At 38.2% G+C, this 17,287-nt stretch carries 18 protein-coding genes; 2 read left to right on the top strand and 16 right to left on the bottom strand.

The features are described from left to right. Positions 1-29: 29 nt before the first annotated feature. From P3L56_RS14110 to P3L56_RS14145, 8 genes are all read right to left on the bottom strand, one after another. On the bottom strand, positions 30-1,883 hold the full coding sequence (locus P3L56_RS14110; protein ID WP_210831798.1) for a glycerophosphodiester phosphodiesterase family protein: 1,854 nt from the start codon (positions 1,881-1,883) through the stop codon (positions 30-32). Between the two features lie 191 nt (positions 1,884-2,074). Next, complete coding sequence (locus P3L56_RS14115) at positions 2,075-2,485, bottom strand: lysozyme (protein ID WP_198860814.1); 411 nt, start codon at positions 2,483-2,485, stop codon at positions 2,075-2,077. Beyond that, positions 2,485-2,754 carry an HP1 family phage holin gene (locus P3L56_RS14120; protein ID WP_042844233.1) on the bottom strand — a complete coding sequence of 90 codons (270 nt, stop codon included), beginning with the start codon at positions 2,752-2,754 and terminating at the stop codon, positions 2,485-2,487. Before P3L56_RS14120 ends, P3L56_RS14115 begins: the two co-directional genes overlap by 1 nt. A gap of 107 nt (positions 2,755-2,861) precedes the next feature. Then, positions 2,862-3,368: a hypothetical protein gene (locus P3L56_RS14125; protein WP_198860816.1), complete on the bottom strand. Its 507-nt coding sequence runs from the start codon at positions 3,366-3,368 to the stop codon at positions 2,862-2,864. Between the two features lie 322 nt (positions 3,369-3,690). After that, complete coding sequence (locus tag P3L56_RS14130; protein ID WP_198860817.1) at positions 3,691-4,197, bottom strand: AAA family ATPase; 507 nt, start codon at positions 4,195-4,197, stop codon at positions 3,691-3,693. Between the two features lie 250 nt (positions 4,198-4,447). Next, positions 4,448-5,251 carry an antitermination protein gene (locus P3L56_RS14135; RefSeq protein WP_048607795.1) on the bottom strand — a complete coding sequence of 268 codons (804 nt, stop codon included), beginning with the start codon at positions 5,249-5,251 and terminating at the stop codon, positions 4,448-4,450. 11 nt (positions 5,252-5,262) lie between these two features. Further along, the gene (locus tag P3L56_RS14140) at positions 5,263-5,724 is read right to left on the bottom strand and encodes a DUF1367 family protein (RefSeq protein ID WP_042844962.1); all 462 of its coding nucleotides are present in this window, start codon (positions 5,722-5,724) and stop codon (positions 5,263-5,265) included. A gap of 392 nt (positions 5,725-6,116) precedes the next feature. Continuing rightward, positions 6,117-6,287, bottom strand: a complete 171-nt coding sequence (locus P3L56_RS14145; protein ID WP_164975505.1) for a hypothetical protein — start codon at positions 6,285-6,287, stop codon at positions 6,117-6,119. Between the two features lie 460 nt (positions 6,288-6,747). Between P3L56_RS14145 and P3L56_RS14150 the strand changes: the two genes are divergently transcribed. Then, positions 6,748-7,500: a S24 family peptidase gene (locus P3L56_RS14150; RefSeq protein ID WP_071548264.1), complete on the top strand. Its 753-nt coding sequence runs from the start codon at positions 6,748-6,750 to the stop codon at positions 7,498-7,500. Positions 7,501-8,457: 957 nt separating this feature from the next. On the opposite strand, the gene P3L56_RS14155 is transcribed toward P3L56_RS14150, so the two are convergent. The 4 genes from P3L56_RS14155 to P3L56_RS14170 are packed head-to-tail and all read right to left on the bottom strand — an operon-like array spanning position 8,458 to position 10,826. Beyond that, positions 8,458-8,844, bottom strand: coding sequence for a hypothetical protein (locus P3L56_RS14155; RefSeq protein ID WP_272686103.1), 387 nt, complete (start codon positions 8,842-8,844; stop codon positions 8,458-8,460). 42 nt (positions 8,845-8,886) lie between these two features. Further along, on the bottom strand, positions 8,887-9,123 hold the full coding sequence (locus P3L56_RS14160; RefSeq protein ID WP_042844971.1) for a hypothetical protein: 237 nt from the start codon (positions 9,121-9,123) through the stop codon (positions 8,887-8,889). An 11-nt stretch (positions 9,124-9,134) separates the two neighbouring features. Continuing rightward, a complete protein-coding gene (locus P3L56_RS14165; protein WP_198860818.1) occupies positions 9,135-9,923 on the bottom strand; it encodes a MipA/OmpV family protein in 789 nt (262 codons plus the stop codon). Between the two features lie 24 nt (positions 9,924-9,947). After that, complete coding sequence (locus P3L56_RS14170; RefSeq protein WP_042844972.1) at positions 9,948-10,826, bottom strand: HARLDQ motif MBL-fold protein; 879 nt, start codon at positions 10,824-10,826, stop codon at positions 9,948-9,950. Positions 10,827-10,905: 79 nt separating this feature from the next. On the opposite strand from P3L56_RS14170, the gene P3L56_RS14175 reads away from it, so the two are divergent. After that, a complete protein-coding gene (locus P3L56_RS14175; protein WP_042844974.1) occupies positions 10,906-11,820 on the top strand; it encodes a LysR family transcriptional regulator in 915 nt (304 codons plus the stop codon). A 124-nt stretch (positions 11,821-11,944) separates the two neighbouring features. On the opposite strand, the gene P3L56_RS14180 is transcribed toward P3L56_RS14175, so the two are convergent. From P3L56_RS14180 to galK, 4 genes are all read right to left on the bottom strand, one after another. Next, positions 11,945-13,576: a sodium/sugar symporter gene (locus P3L56_RS14180; RefSeq protein ID WP_042844975.1), complete on the bottom strand. Its 1,632-nt coding sequence runs from the start codon at positions 13,574-13,576 to the stop codon at positions 11,945-11,947. A 286-nt stretch (positions 13,577-13,862) separates the two neighbouring features. Then, a complete protein-coding gene (locus P3L56_RS14185) occupies positions 13,863-14,867 on the bottom strand; it encodes a substrate-binding domain-containing protein (protein WP_042844978.1) in 1,005 nt (334 codons plus the stop codon). Positions 14,868-15,030: 163 nt separating this feature from the next. After that, a complete protein-coding gene (gene galM / locus P3L56_RS14190; protein ID WP_166685936.1) occupies positions 15,031-16,071 on the bottom strand; it encodes a galactose-1-epimerase in 1,041 nt (346 codons plus the stop codon). Between the two features lie 29 nt (positions 16,072-16,100). After that, the gene (galK, locus tag P3L56_RS14195; protein WP_395347447.1) at positions 16,101-17,261 is read right to left on the bottom strand and encodes a galactokinase; all 1,161 of its coding nucleotides are present in this window, start codon (positions 17,259-17,261) and stop codon (positions 16,101-16,103) included. Between the last annotated feature and the right edge of the window lie 26 nt (positions 17,262-17,287).

A 17,287-nucleotide genomic window follows, 5' to 3' on the forward strand; every position in this document is an offset into this window, starting at 1 on the left:
GGCCGGATATCCGGCCTCAAAATAGTAATCTAATAATCTCCGTTAAAGAATCCCCATTTCGCCCAGTCATCAACATCATTGAGCGGAGCCTTAAGCAACGTACCATAGTACTTAAAGTCCCACACAGCCTCGTTTCTAGAGGTAATCATCATAGGCCCCCACGGATCATAGTAATTCAAAAGAGGTAAAAGCCGGTTGAAGTCTAAAATAAACAGGCTTTTTTCATTTGAGGAAGAACAGTCTTGCATCCATAGGTACAAGTCATCATCATTTAGAATATTAGAAAGGCAGTAACTAAAGTCATGATTAAATATCTGGATTGCATCACCTAGAACATCGTGATGACTGTGCTTTTTGACTATCTTTGTATGGAGTAATTTTTTATAGGTACTGTCCTTATCATTAGAAAAGTCACAGTGATAAGTCCAGGCGTAATGATCACTTCTAGGATTATCCCAAAGGCACACCACCCCTCCCCATCCCCAAGCGGCATCTCCCATCCACGGTTTTATATTGATATTGTTGACTTCGGGAAAATCCACTAATTTTAGCTGTCGAGACAAAACAGAGTTCATCTCTAGAGTGGGTTTAACCGTCACCGGGATCGCGATAGTATCAAGTTCTCTGTTCATTCGGAAGAATGTATCAACACTGTCGGGATCGTCAACTGTGATGACGTTAGCGCCAATGCTTCTAGCCCAGGTAAGATTCATTCGCATGTCTTCCTTTTCATTAGGACCAAGCCTTTCTTCCATCGTGTAGCAACAGTAACCTGTATTATAGAAATAAGCTTCTTCAATATCGATTTGACGATTTTTGTCAAGGTTTTTAACTGTTACACCTTGAGACACTAAGTCACTACGCCACTGAATGTAATCTGGATTTGGAACAAATATGCCCAATGCTTTCTTCTTTGCCTTGATGATGGTAATCATACGAGCCATTGTTCCATCAAATGTATTATCCGCATTCAGTGTTGTAGGTTTTTCATAAATCCCCTGAGCTGATTTTTCTTTTATGGTTGCAATAAAGTCCTGAGAGTTTTTTATTACCACCTCAACGTTAGGAACCAATTTGGCAGGTTGTCTAGCCCAGGAAGCCACTGCGCGGCTAGTGTTATCTTTGTATGTTTCTCCAGGTGGATTGGGGATGTTCATTTTGTTGATTTTTTCAGCCCCCCAAGGACTAATGTAGGGGTTTGCCATGACAGCTGAATTGGCACCTTCCTTGGCCAGTAACTCTACCCATTTCTCATACGTTGGGACATGCTCCATTCCAAACTTGACGATGAATCGTTTAAGAACATCTGGGTGATTTTGGGCTTGGTCTGAAATTACTTTAGCGACTTTCCCGATTGCTTTTTCTTCTTTAACGTCGAAATAAAACAACGCTTGACCGCTATTAGCGAGGTAATCAGAGATAACCTCCTCTACAGTAGGGACACTTTGATTAGTTACATCCCAGTTAACTGTCCTCATCTTTTTTGCTTGTATTTCAGCTTGTGTCAGACTGGATATTGAAGGGTTTGGTCCCGTATTTCTGTCAGGGTTATATTTCTGTTCAAGTACGCGACCTATATTGGCATCATGGAACACCATAAGCGCTCCGTCTTTTGATAAACGTATATCCGTCTCTATTGCGTGCCTGCACTTTTTGTATGAACCTCGGAACGCGATCAGGCTATTTTCTGGTACACTCCCACTCATATCTCCCCGGTGGTCTACTGTCACGACCGTGTCATCTTTCCCGATAAACTCTAGCCGATCGTATTGTTCTTGACCTGTTGGACACGCTGCGTTTCCGGAAATAGGTATCAGAGCTGATACGATCGTGGCTAGTATGATTAATTTGGTTTTGTAGAGTCTATTGGATTGCGGATTCATTTTAGGCCTCAATTTTAAGTTGTTAAATTGTCAAATAATTGAGAAATATCGATAGGTTCCCAAACAGGTAGTTTCTTGTACATTCAGTACAGCATGGAAAAGGCGAACATGCCGCCATATAGGCAGCAATAAAGGGGGAAAATTTCAGTTGGATGATCTACATCACATAGTGTGGAGGAATCACTGTCTGACTAACTATAGCTATCTTTGATTCCAAAGGCATATACCCTTTGAGCACCGTATTGGTCACCTGCGTTAAGCTTTTTCAACATGGTCGACTTAGCAAATGCGCCAGTGCCAACATTAAAAGCAAATGAATAAAGCGCGGCTTTTGTATGCTCATCAACAGGGACTTTAACTAGGCGGTCTACCTGTAATTTGGTTCTCATAAAATCCAGCTCTAACAGCTCATTGCATTCTTCTTTGGTATAAGTTTTATTGGGAACAATATCTTTCCCTGTGTGCCCATAGCAGACCGTCAGTACACCAATAACATCCTCGTAGGGCTCATATCTAACCCCCTCATAATGCGCAATCACGGCTAAACCGATAGCCGAAGCCCCTGCACCAACAAGCACAGTGAGTTTTTGTTTGAGTGACATTAGATATCCTTAGGCGCTTTCGCCATAAGTTCGGCAGCTTTTCGTGCAGTGGCTGAGGGGTTTTGTGGGTCAGTTTTATTAACGAGTTCTTCAAATAAACGTGTTCGCTTTCGCTGCTCTCGTCGATTCATAAAAAAGGTAATAAGACCAAGAATAATGCTAAACGCCATCCCGATAATAAAGCCCCACTCATAAAGTGATAGACTTGCAAAGAATGCTGTAAGCCCAGCACTGCCGTAGGCTGCGTTGCTGTATTTATCCATACGCATGATTTCACCCCCTACGGAGTGCCTGAGGTTGAGTTAATAAAAAAGACCACCTAAGTGACCTTGAAGAATTTAATAGAAAAGCAGCACACAATATACTAATTAAAATATTAGTTATACTCTGTCTCAATAATACCCGTTAAATTAAAGTCATAACTACCACCATTACCTTGTGTTTCTGCTAGCCTTATTAAACTAACTTCAACTGGGATTTCTGATGCTCCTGCTTTAGACTTAAACTCTAGTTTTTCATTGGGATTTAATATTTGACCATTTATTTTAGTTTTAACCCCAATATGGCTCGCTGTCGTTTGATATGCTGCACTAGAAAGTTTATGGGCAGCATCAGAAAAATAAACTTTAACATTAACATCCTGCATACATTGATAACTTACTCTGACAAACTCGGCTTGCGTTTCGTATCCAATATTTACATATGTTGGAATGGTATCAAAAGCCAAATTAAAGCTCGACTCGCTTGTCAAATTACACGGAGGAACAACCTCTTCAAAAGAACCGTGAATGTGAAATTGTAACGGTGGATTTGCAGCAAAGCTTGAAAATGAGCAAGAAAAGATAGTGATAGCCATTATTTTTTTAAATTTGAAAATACTCACAATAAAAACATCCTTTTTTTAAATAAACAAGAAAGGAAATTATTACATTTAAAAAAATTAAAAGGCATGAATCTTAATATCAATTAAAAACTAACTATTAGAATAAAAAATTTAACCCACTCAATTTTAGCTTAATTTAAGAATTGCTATTTTACCCATAAAAAATTAACTAGAAATTAGCTTTTTACTATAGACAAAAAAAGCCGCACTAGGCGACCTCTTGAATATAAGCTATCCACAAGACTAGATCACTGAACTTGTAAGGGTTACCTTACATATTAGTCGGTTAAACATAGAAAATGGCATCACTGTCCCCTTTAAATTATGAAGTTTCATTTAAATGTTTTTTAATTTCTAGTGAACACTGCTTAGTGTTATTAACTTCAACTATATTATGCATAACAGCTGGGGTTGAATCAAAAAAAACATTTAATTGGTTATCAAATCGCTTTGCAAAGCGAAGTAATTCAATGGTATTTAGAATCGTTTCCTTATGTCTTGTTTTTGTTATTTTTGCAAGTAGGTAACGCTTTATTATTCTTAACACACATATCCGATATGGGATCTTCAATCTAATAATCAAAGAGCAGTCTTCAAAGAATGGGAGCATCCGACGATCATACGCGCCTTCAACTATCCAATCTCTTTCCGATTTTATGGCAGAAACAAGTGAATTAATTATCTCAGGAGTATTTTTAATATATTCTCCACTCCTTTTATTCCAATATATATCATCATACGCATAAGTAGGGACATTCAGTTCAATGGCTAATTTTTTAGCTAACGTTGTTTTCCCTGCGCCAGAAATGCCTATAATGCAGACTTTCACTTAAAACCTCACTTATCGTGCTAAACCACAGAAGATCACAAAATAAAACCCTGCCGAAGTGAGGTTCTACTCTTAAGAAAACGAAACACTTGTTGAGGTTTTTAGATATAAAAAAACCCCGCAATCGCGAGGTTTTGAATTGGTAAAATGAGACATCGATTTACTTAATTAGGTATAGAATGTCCATTTTGTAAAAATAATAAACCAGCTTCGGACAAAATGCAAGCTTTTTACTGTTTATTTGATCAGTTTATTTTATCGCTTTGCTAAACGCCTGCTCTGCAATACTTTCCTCAATGAAACATTTGCTGGCCAATGTTTCATAAAACGGTTTCCAATTTCGGCGCCATGTTCTTTCGTTAAGCTCTGGTACCAAGTGCTTTATTGCATTATATGCGACAGATGAGGGAACGCGCTTAAAACCGAGGCCTGCACACCGTGGGCAATCTTTGAATACTGGGACGCCCTGTCGTTCTGTTTGTGCTTCATCCAGTACTTTCCCCCGCCCCTTGCATCGACAGCGCTGTGTTAACTGGCCTTTTCCCTTACATGACTGGCAAATCACTTTTTCAGTTTCCACGATCTCACGCTCAGTATTTGTATATCGTTTGGGCTTGTCCTTGGTAAAGGAGGAAAAGACAGCGTCTCTTGTTGAATATTTTGTTGTAGTGACTTGTTTATCAATCATCCCTTTGCCGCTACAGGTTGAACATGGGAAAACGGAACCTGCCGAACGAGCGTAGTCCTCAAATGCGATTTTGGCCAATATGATTAAACAATGACCTAGTTTTTTACCTGCAGCTTTTGCTACCAGCTTTGGGGTCTGTTTTTTCGCATATTGCGTCAAGGCTTCTATGGTAGAAATTTTATCCTCTTCGCTGACATCATTTTTAGCGAGAAAAGCCGTCATGCCAAACTTAGCCTGAGGATCAATCATCCCCATAGCAGCTATGATGTCCGTTCCAGTTAAACGGTCGGGTGATGTACTGCTCGCAGTATCGCTAAATATCGGTGATTTGGGGTGAAAGTTTTTCAGTGCATTTTCGAGTTTCATTGGTCTTGCCTCTAAATAAAATCTAATAACTGAGCTGCCACATTTTCAGCAACCTGTTGGGTGGGAATTTTACGAAATAAAATACAGTTCCAAAGTACATCGAGGGTGGCTTTGTAGAGTTCACCAAAAGCTAGGTCGTTCATTTTGGTAAAACTGATTAATTGGGTGATACGGCGTAGGCTGCCATCAGACATTTCAAAGGTTTCATAATGGCCCAATTGTTCTACTAACCAATAACGGAGAGCATTAAAGAATTTATCAATTGGAGTATTGTCGCCAATTGGCTGCCAATATTTATCCCCTAAATTGAGTATTGCGGAGTAGTTGCGATGGCGTCGTGAATCGCGGTCTTTCTTGAAATCAGCCGAAAGCACACCACCACACTTGATTTTGACGTGCATGAATTCCCTTGCTGGGCGGGAAGCCGAAACAAGAGAGCCGTTAGATATTTTGATAAAGCTATACTGTGCCATACTTTTTCTCTCAGTAGACACAGCGAGTATTTAGATTGGGTGTTCAAGCCAATAAATGGATTATACACAAAATACTGTTTAAATGAACAGTGTTTTGTGTGTTTAACCTACCTATTCCACAGTCGTCTATGATAACAACTTAGATATCCTATTGTTTCGTTTAGAGCCGAATAGTATCACAGTATGTCATCCATTCGAATCAAATTCGCATTCTTACAAGGCTCTCTACTGGCTCTACGTAATGCACAATTTCTTTGAAGCATTTTTACCCCCTACTTACCAAGAAATAACTCAGCCTCAGTAATGCCTGATTCTTTTTGCCGCTTACGTTATTCAGCTTTACGTTCTGTTACTGTTTTTTGTCATTGGCCTGCCACTTCATCTTAGTTTGGTTAATGCACTGAGCAATAACGCTCGATAGATAGCTCATCGACTCGAGCGCCACCAAGATTTGCCCAAAATACGATTGTTGAAAGTACATCTTTTTCGCTTGTTGCGACAAAAAGAGTTATGAAAGATTCTTGGTTCCATAAACCACTTGCTTTATAAACCGATTTTTTCATTTTCACTCCAACTAACGACATCTAATAACCTTATGACAAGACGGCCTTATATCCGTTATAAAATATATAACCATATGATGGGAGCGATTTTCTTTTTTCCAAGTGCATATATTTCAACTTTTAAGCGATGTATTAAACGATTAAAAGATAAATCAAATCACCTCACTTCGGGTTATAAAGCAAGTGGTCTAATAACCCGTTTGTTTTTGATGCCCAGCCAATGCCTTTACAACATTTTGGAATGGAGTTACCTTTGATGACTTAGCTGATATAGCCCTGTATCACTCCAATGGTTTGAGCAAATTCAGACTGATTAAGTTACTGTTATTTTTTAGGTAAATATTTAATCTTATTTGTTAGCTCCTTTTTTACTTAACGATTCAACATTAGCAGTACTAATGACGAAAAATAATAGCAATACTAGTGGCATAATATTAGCAATACAAATAAAATAGATGATATGAATAGAAAAATTTCAGAATCAGACAAAATAGCAGCCCAAAATTTACGTAATATCTGGGAAAGCAAACGTGAATCTCTCAGCTTAACTCAAGAAAAAGCAGCTGAGGCACTTGGCTTTTCTACGCAAGGAGCCGTCAGCCAGTATCTCAATGGCCGTACTGCGTTAAATACAGATACCACATTAAAATTTGCCGCTTTACTTCGTGTTAAGCCTGAAGATATCAACCCCGAATTAAAAATTTTACTCGATTACGTCAGGTCAACAAATAGAAGTGAAGATACCACTCACCCACAACAATCGATTAGAAGCGATCACAACACATTGAGATTAATGGATATATATGCAAAAGCAGGTCCCGGTGGTTTTATTAATAATGACTTCCCTGACACCATAAAATCAATAGAATTCTCTTCCGAAAAGATTTTTGAGTTATTTGGTCGTAAAAGTCTTAAAGGAATTGAGATGATTAATATCAGCGGCGATAGCATGTCTCCGGCAATTAATCCTAGGGATGTTGTTTTCGTTGATACACACAGTGACTTTTTTGATGGGGATGGCGTCTATGTATTTAGTTTTGAAAGCTCCCTATTCATAAAACGATTACAGCGAGTTAAAGGCCGGAAGCTTGCGGTCAAATCTGATAATCCTGCCTATGAAACTTTTTATATTGAAGAAGCTGAGATGCATGATTTACGCGTAATAGGTAAAGTCATAAAGTCTCTTCCAATAAAAATGGTTGATTTTGCTTAACCAAAACAATCAATTAAATACTATCGCTAATATTTTCGGTTTTTTATCGCCTAGAGTAATTAGCAATGCTATTGAATGATAAAAATATCGATGCTAATATTATTTCTACTAATACAAACACAGCAAGTATTTAGATAAGTGTTCAAACCTAAAAATCAGCCTACCTAGGGAAAAGAGTTAGGCTAACGTAAGAGGCAAGACCAGCCAGTTAGGGCTGACAAGCGTTGATTGATAGGCGTAAAAAAACCCACCTAAATGGGTTTCTTTACCTCGGGTCGCCGACCAAAGCTAACCGAGTATTCTGCTAGCGCGACCAAACGCTAGAAGAGGCAAGACCAATGATAAATCACTGATCAACTTTATTTTAAAGGAGCCGCAATAAAAGCACAACCTAAACGGTCTATGCCCACGCTCTATATGGTGAATTTTAAATTTCATCGGTTTAGGGTAACATTTTAATTGCGTTAAAAAACGTTAGGATATATAGCAAGGATAATGAAAAATAGATTGATAAATGGTACAGTTATTACTGCTTATAGCCCTAGATATTCCCCCTCATCAACTAAATAAACTTGTGTTAAATACCACCTGTTACCCTTAAAATTAAATGATATTCATAAATAGATGAGCAACTTTCTGGCTCGATATATTACATAGTAACAATAATAGATAGCCCTATTGTCTATAATCAAAGCCTATAGGTAAGAAAAAGCCTTTGCAATTAGGCCGTTATGCAGGTTAGTTTTACTCCACCCAAATAAAAAAACGCACTTACCGTGTCATTTCATTGATATATAGTTACCTAAAACATGGTTGATAAGGGGTATCACTGATGCGCAACAAGTACATTAAGTAAAATTTATCAACATGCACAGAGAGATAATAGCCCCTTACTTAAGGTAAATAAGCATTCTTTTCTATATCGATACTTTTCCTACTGATAACCGCTTAACCCTATTATCTTTTTCTATTTTGACAAATTACTATAGATAAAAAATCTATAATATCAAATTTAAAGAAATAATTCCTTATGAAAATAGGCGTAACCCTATATATAAAGTCGCCATGGCTTATATATAAACTTTCATTAATAAGTACTGCACGCAATTGTTTTCGTTTATTCCAATCAACATCGGATTGCACAGTGATTGTCACCCTATTTTCTTTATCATTTAATGTTGAAAGAGTGATTTTTATTTCTCTTTTTTCTTTATCACATCCATATATTACTCCCAACTTAGGGTATAAGTCATAGTTTATATTTTCAAACAAACCGCTGCTATTTAACTCTCTTAAAAACTTACTAAAAATAATAATCATAGTTATCCAATAAAAAGGTGCCATTAGTTAGCACCATAAATTACAATATAGAATATAAAGTTAAATTTAATAGCTATGTGAATAGTTTTTGTATCTATACCCTTGAGACTTCATACATTCAGCGATGAGTTCTGGCCTTTCATTTGAACTCACTAAAGCAATACCAATATCATATTTACATTTTGCCAAGACATTTTCAGAGTCTTCATAATTTACACCTTCTTTATACCAGCCTGGGCCTACAACACATCCACATAATAAAAACACTGATGCATATATAGTATATTTAATATTTATTTTCATTTGCATGTTCTTTAAAATGTATATGAGAGACCAATTATATTGACTAGCCCATATTTTTGTTTTGTAATTGGGCTATCAGCCGCATCACCAAATAGATAATAACCTCCAGATTTTAAATTAAGGAAAAAATTCTCACTCAACCTATAGTTCAACCCGATTAGAATACCTGCATCTTTAATACCTGCTTTGGGGGTATATACAGCGTAATCCGTCTTAAGAGACTGCTTTTCAGTCACGCCGAAGTAAGCTTGGTTATAATTTTTATTTACGTATCTTGTGGATATATTGGTATCAATAAACCAGTCATCATTTAATTCAAAATGCGAGTTAACCCCAAACTCAACCCTTGTTGCATTATCAACATCTACCCCGCCATAATCCCTATGTCCAAGTGCCGTCAATGAATTAATATAGATAGAATGCTCTTCTATACTATAACTCACTTCAAAACCCGCAGCTATAGCACCTTTAAGGTCTCCCATTCCCTTTAAGTCTTTATTTTTACTACCAGAAAAACCAATTTCCTCTTTTCGACCTTGCATATAAGCGCCAAGAACACCTATATGAAAATTATCAAACAGACTATATTGCCACTTTGCACCACTAGTGCCCAAACTAAATATACCAAAACTGTTTGTATCTACTGTGTATTGGATCGTCGCATCCGGTATTAAAATATATTTATCAGACCCTTCATAGGGTGATGACATTCCAACACCTGCACCTAATATTAATTCATCGGCAAAAGAATTAGTGCATAAAATAGCACCCAACATTGGGGCTAAATATTTAACTGTCATGATTTTCACTCTTTATTTACAGGATTATAAATGTAATTGGCTTATTAAAGACATTTTGGATTTTTCAACATAACGTTTAAGGCCATTTTCATCATAAAATGCCTTATCATTTCCATTATTTAATTCTTTAAGTTTATCTATAAGGTCAAACTTATCTCCCTTACTTGCAATAAATATATCTACCTTTTGATCATACAAAACCTGATAGCTATACTGGAGGTCTTCAATAATTTCTGGATAATTCAGATTATTAATTAAATAATAGCCAGGAGTTGCTAGGCTATCTGCATATATCAGTGTGTCATTATTATTTAGTTTTATCTTCCATGACGTACTTCCCGGTAAATGCCCTGGCGTTAATAATATAGTAAAAGTTACACCATCAAGACTAAATGATTCATTATCATTTAAGAGTAAATCTGTTTTAACTGAAGGAAATAATAATGCATCACCTAATGCAAAATCATCTGCACCACCTAAAGCCAATTGCTCAGCATTGAGTTTATTCGAAACGACCTTTGCACCACTTATTTTTTTTAATTTAGCTATCCCACCCGCCTGATCCAACCTAGCATGGCTGTTCAAAATATATTTGATATCCCTAATATTAAACCCTAGTTTTTCAATATTACTTTGAATTAACTCTGCGCTTTCATTTAAGCCCGCATCAATGAGTACATGACCTTTATTTGTTGTGATCAATATAGACGTTAAATTTGTCGTTCCAACATACCAAACTTGAGGGGCTATTTTGAAAGGTGCAATAGGCTTTGCCCATTCCATAAAGACACTTTTAGGTGGAGCGACAGATAATGGTTGCTCAGGATGTAATGAAGCATAAGCTATAGGTTGCACGACTAACCCTTGCATGCAGAGCAATACTATTAATTTTAACTGTTTCATGAATACCGTTACTTGTTTATCATCGAAACAAGATGATAGTATAAGTAAATTGAATTCTGCTCATTAATATTGGTGCAAAATGAACCTGGCTCAATTTGATTTTAATCTTCTCAAAGTTCTCTATGCATTACTTTTAACAGGAAGTACCAAGGAAGCAGCTTCTAAACTGGGTATTTCATCTTCCGCGGTCAGCCACGCATTGAGTCGGCTACGCTCAGCGTTGGGTGACCCGTTATTTAAACGAGAAAATAATCTTCAAGTTCCAACCCCATTTGCTTTAACACTTAAAGCGAAACTCGTTCCCCTTTTTATTTCCTTGAATGATGATTTATTTACAGATTCCATTGATGGCTCAAGAAGTTTCAAAATTGTCTGCCCCCCAGCATTGATGGATATTATGACCTCTCCTTTATCAGAACTGTCTTTCAAGTTAGATTTTTACGCGGAATGTATTCCATACCAAAGGCGGTCTTGGCGTGAAGAAGTGCTTGATGGCACCATTGATTTAGTCTTTGCTGTCGGTGGAGATCAAAGCCCTGTATCGTCGCTAAAATTTGAAACTATAGGTATTAGCCGATTAGTCATTATCTACGGAGCGCCATTAAGACCAGCTTTAGAGCACGTTAAAGAATTAAGCCTTGAACAACTCGTATCTTATAAACATGTCTATTGTTTACCTTGGCCCCAAGATGACAACGAACTAGATAGGCAATTACGTCGAAGAGGTTTATTTAGAACTATTGGCTTTAAATGCCCAGAATATTCGCAAGTGATATCAGCAATAAATAGCAGCCCATATTTAGCGATTGTGCCAGAACCTTGGCTAGAAAATCAGTCACTAAAACATACCATTTACCAAACGAAGCTTACTGATAGCCTTGCCATTGGTAATTTATTTATGATGCACAGAAAATCAATGCAACCTTGGAAGAAAAAAATTGTTGCGTCACTTAAATCCAAAATAGAATCGTATTATAAGACGACTAATTTATAACGATATCAGAGCATCTGTTAATAAAAGTATATAAAATCGCTATCCAAGCGAGTAAAAATAAGTAAGGCGGGAATATCCCGCCTTTTGTTATCATTTTAATGGTGAGTTTAATAATGCTATGGCGTTACCAGAAAAGTGCGTATAAAACACACAAAACAACCATAATAACGTAAGCGGAAATATTGAAACCTGTTGACGTTTTAAAGGTCTCGGAAGTTAAAATAATAGCGCCATCACAATCATCCCCTTTTGCCGTTGTAAGGCTAATCAACCCGATCACTACAGCAGTAAAGAAGAAGGTGTACATCATTTGATCAAGGAAAGGCATACCTAATGGCATTAATTTCAAGAATAAAGCAAATGGAATAGACAATAATACCCCGATGATCGCGCCTTTCGCATTTGTTTTCTTCCAGAATAAACCTAACAAGAATACCGCTAAGATCCCAGGGCTCACTAAGCCTGTATATTCCTGTATATATTGGAAAGCTTGCCCGATATTACCCAGTAATGGTGCAATAAAGCAGGCGATGATCAATGCAACAACCGCACTGACTCGGCCAACATTAACCAATTTATGGTCCGTTGTTGCAGGTGCAATATATTCCTTATAGATATCCATGGTGAAGATAGTCGCTACAGAGTTCAACATAGAAGCTAAAGACGATACGATAGCGGCTGCTAATGCTGCGAATACTACCCCTTTCGCGCCTACAGGTAAGAACTGGGTTAGCCACGGATAAGCTTTATCCGCTTGCGCTAATGTCGGTATATGTTCTTGTGCCATAGTCCCCAAACCAGCAAGCAATGCAGGGTCTGAAACTATCACAAAAGCAGCGATACCAGGCACAACAACTAAAATCGGTACAATAAGTTTTAGAAACGCAGCAAATACTAACCCTTTTTGAGCTTCATTGATGGATTTAGCGGCTAATGCACGCTGAATGATATATTGGTTAAAGCCCCAATAGTATAAGTTGGCAACCCATAAGCCACCGATTAACACGGCTATCCCCGGTAAATTACTAAACTGAGGGTTATCTTGGCTTAGGATCATTTCAAAATGAGTAGGCGCTTCGCTTGCCATACGGCTCATTCCAGCAAACAAACCGGCGTCCCCACCAATATAACTCACAGCCATAATTGTCGTTAACAAGCCACCTAAAATCAGGAAGAATACTTGCACGACATCGGTCCATGCTACTGCGGATAAGCCACCATAGAGGGAGTAAATTACCGCAAATAATGCTAAACCAAAAATAGCATAATTCATTGGTATACCTAGGATTGTTTGTAACGCTAACGCACCTAAATATAGGACTGAGGTTAAGTTAACAAAGATAAATAATGCTAGCCAGAATACCGCTAAAATGGTTTTTAATGTTTTATTAAAGCGTTTTTCAACAAATTCAGGAATAGTATAAATACCTTTATCAATAAACACAGGCATAAAATACTTAGCGACAATAATCAAGGTAAGTGCCGCCATCCATTCGTAGGATGCAATTGCCAGACCAATCGAAAAGCCTGATCCAGACATGCCGATAAATTGTTCTGCGGATATATTTGCTGCAATTAATGATGAACCGATAGCCCACCAAGGCAATGTTTTACCTGCCAAAAAATAATCTTTAGTTCCTTTTTTTTGCCCGTTTTTATCTCGTGATACCCAGAGCCCAACACTAATAATAACAAGCACGTACAGGATGAAGATCCCGTAGTCTAAAGTGCTTAGTCCAACCCCTTCTGTCTGCATAATAAAATTCCTTCGCCAAATGATAACGAAGTTAGTGTAAACGTTACCACAAATAATCACCGTTACTTAAATCACATATTTTCACAATATTCTTAAGAATATTCACTGAATTAGCTAAACATTAGATTTAAACCTAGAAATCACGTCATAAATGGCATAAATAACAGAGAGAATCTGAAAGTCAGCAGGCTAAAATCTAAAATACGTGATGACCATCAAAAATAAATGATAACGTTTACATAAAAAGTGAATGAGTGCTCAATTCATGGCTCTAATGGCATTACCACTAAGAATGCAATGGTCGAACGGAATTGCGCTGAACTAAGGTCGGGGAGTAAATTAAGCTATCCCCTAAGATTTTTTCACCCCGAGCTAAAGAGAGGGCTAATTGCGTTGCTTTTTCAGCCATCATTTGAATAGGATAACGTACAGTGGTTAAACGCGGGTGAATATACCGAGCAATCAAAACATCATCAAAACCAATTACTGAAACCTGTTCTGGTGAGTGAATTTCATTTTCATCCAATACGGCAATCGCCCCTGCTGCCATAAAATCGTTATAGCCAACCACGGCGGTGATCTCCAATGACTTGGTTAGCAAATTAGTCATTGCTTGTTCCCCGCCTTCACCGTAAGGGACACCATATTCGACATAACTTTCTGAAAGAATAATACCATTATTTTTTAACGCATCGCGATAGCCCATTAAGCGCTGTACCGCATCCTCAATTTGATGATTTGAAGAAATATAAGCGATTTTAGTATGCCCATGACGAATTAGATGTTCAGTCGCTAAATATGCCCCTTTATAGTTATTTAATGAAATACAACGGTGAGCGATTTCATCAATATGCCGATTAATCAGCACCATACTCGGAACTTCTTTCGCGTATCCAATCAGTTCATCATCCGAAAGGGCTTTTGAATGAATAATCAATGCATCACAGCGGTTATTGATCAATAACTCAATAGATTGGCGCTCTTCTTTGGCATTATGATAACCATTGCAAATCAAAATATGTTTGCCATTTCGATGAGCAACACCATCAACGGCTTTAACCATTACCCCAAAAAATGGGTCGGATACATCATTAACCAGTACACCTATTGTATTAGAACTTTGGTTCACTAATGCACGAGCAGCAGCATTTGGCCGGTAACCCAACTTATTCATTGCACTTTTTACTGATGCAATAGAAGCTTGACTCGCTTTCGGCGATTGGTTGATCACCCGTGAAACCGTTGCAACAGAAACGCCGGCTTCTTTTGCTACATCTTTGATTGTCGCCATCGTATACCTCTACAATTAGGATGGCTTATTAAACAATGAGCTAGGATTAAAAACAATGGCATAACGCATATTAAAATCATTTAAATGAAAACAACGGATTATTCATGCCTAAATAGCAAAACACCGCATCACTGCGGTGTTAATAATTATGCGAAATAATACATTAAAAAATAAATTGATAGCATGTTTTGCTAGTATAGCGTTGATTTGAGTATGAAATTGGGCTGTATTTAGCCCCCCATTCAGGGTGGTTTACCGCATCAGGTGGAAATTGAGTTTCAAATGCAACGCCAGAAAACGGGGTATATTCCTTTGTTTTTCCCGCGACAGAAGTCAAATAATTCCCTGTATATAATTGCATTGCTGGCATGGTTGTTGAAATATTCATCTGAACATCCCCCGCAGGTGCACGAAGTGAAGCGACCGTTTGCTTCCCATCAATACGAGTGCTATCAAGGATAAACGTATGGTCATATCCCCCAACCATTATTTGGTCTTCATCTTGTAAAAAACCACGGCCAATTGGCTTTCCTTGGCGAAAATCAAAATAGCTGCCAGTAACACCGCGCCACGCCCCTGTTGGCACCCCGTCTTTGTTTGTCGGTACATAATCGTTACTGTGGATTTTAAGCTCGTGCTCAAATAACGTTTTTTCCGTATTTTCCCCAGCAAGGTTAAAGTAGGTATGGTTAGTCAAGTTCACAGGGCAAGTTGCCGATGTTTGGTACTGATAACGAATAATGACCTGATTTTCATCTGTTAATTCATAACTCGTATCGACTCGCAACTCACCGGGAAAGCCTTGGTCACCATGAGGGGAAATCAGAGTAAACACCACCTGTTGAGCATGACGCTGTGAAATAGCCCAAACCCGATAACTGAAATTATCTTCCCCCCCATGTAAACAATGCATTCCTTGATTACTAGACACTTTATAATTTTCACCATCAATCGAAAATTGTGCGTTCGCGATTCGGTTGGCAACACGGCCCACTGTAGCCCCTAAATAAACCGTCTGCTGCATCTGCTGCGCAATATTTGGCGAACCTAAAATAACATCACGCTGACCACTTGCTAAGGGTAAGATACAGCTCATCCAGCTTGCCCCCAGGTTCGTCAAAGTAATTTTCATACCATTTTGATTGGTTAGCTCAATAATTTTAGCGGCTTGTAACGCAAGACGTTGCTCGTGAGTAAATTGCATTTTTTCCCTCAATTTGTCAGGTTCTATGATCAACTCAAACTCACTACGCCAGCGCCGGCACTTGGCTGACAAACATAAATATCCGCCTGTAAGCCTGTCATTTTAGAATATTGGGCTTCAACAGCCTCAATCACTGGTTGCACAAGTTGTTGTTGCATTAAGGCCACCACACAGCCCCCAAAACCACCACCGGTCATACGCACACCACCTTGAGCCCCTAAAACAGATTTCACAATGTCGACTAATGTATCAATCTCTTTTACGGTGATCTCAAAATCATCGCGCATGGAAATATGTGATTGCTCCATCAATTGGCTTAACAAGGGTAAATCATTTTGTGTCAACGCGATTGCGGCTAACTGTGTACGCTCATTTTCACTAATCACATGCTTAGCCCGTTTGGCAACTAATGGCGGTAATTGATGTTGTTTTTGCAAAAACTCATCATAGGTCACGTCACGCAATGCCTTTACAGCCAAGCGCTCAGCAGCTTCTTCACATTGTTTACGCCGAGTATTGTATTCACTTCCCACTAGCCCCCGTTGTTTATTTGAATTGATTATCATCACAACTAGGTCGTCAGGGATAGAAATTGCCAGTAAATCCAAACTACGACAATCAATCAATAAGGCATGCCCCTCATCACCACAGGCTGAAATTAATTGGTCCATGATGCCACAGTTACAACCGACAAATTGGTTTTCCGCCTGTTGACCATTCAGCGCAATATCTTGCTGACTAATATCTAATTGATACAAGGCCTTCATTGTTTGCCCTATAACCACTTCTAATGAAGCTGAAGAACTTAACCCCGCTCCTTGCGGTACATTGCCACTGACTGCGATATCACATCCGTTAAACTTAAACCCACGTTGCAGCAAGAACTTAATTACACCGCGAATATAATTGGCCCACATTTTTTCAGGTAAAAATGTAATTTCTTGGTCTAGGCTAAACTCGTCACAATCATTATTATAATCGGCAGCAACTACTCGAATAATACGGTCATCACGTTTTGCCGCCGCAGTCATTGTTAGGTAATTAATGGCACACGGCAGCACAAAACCGTCATTATAGTCTGTGTGTTCACCAATCAGATTCACTCGCCCTGGAGCCTGAACATAAATATTCGCTGGATAACCAAAGGTTTTCTCGAATGAATTAGCAACCGTTTTTTTCAGCATTTCCACTGTTTGCTTTCCTTAATCGTAAAATT

Source organism: Providencia sp. PROV024 (assembly GCF_032709665.1).
Taxonomy (GTDB): domain Bacteria; phylum Pseudomonadota; class Gammaproteobacteria; order Enterobacterales; family Enterobacteriaceae; genus Providencia; species Providencia huashanensis.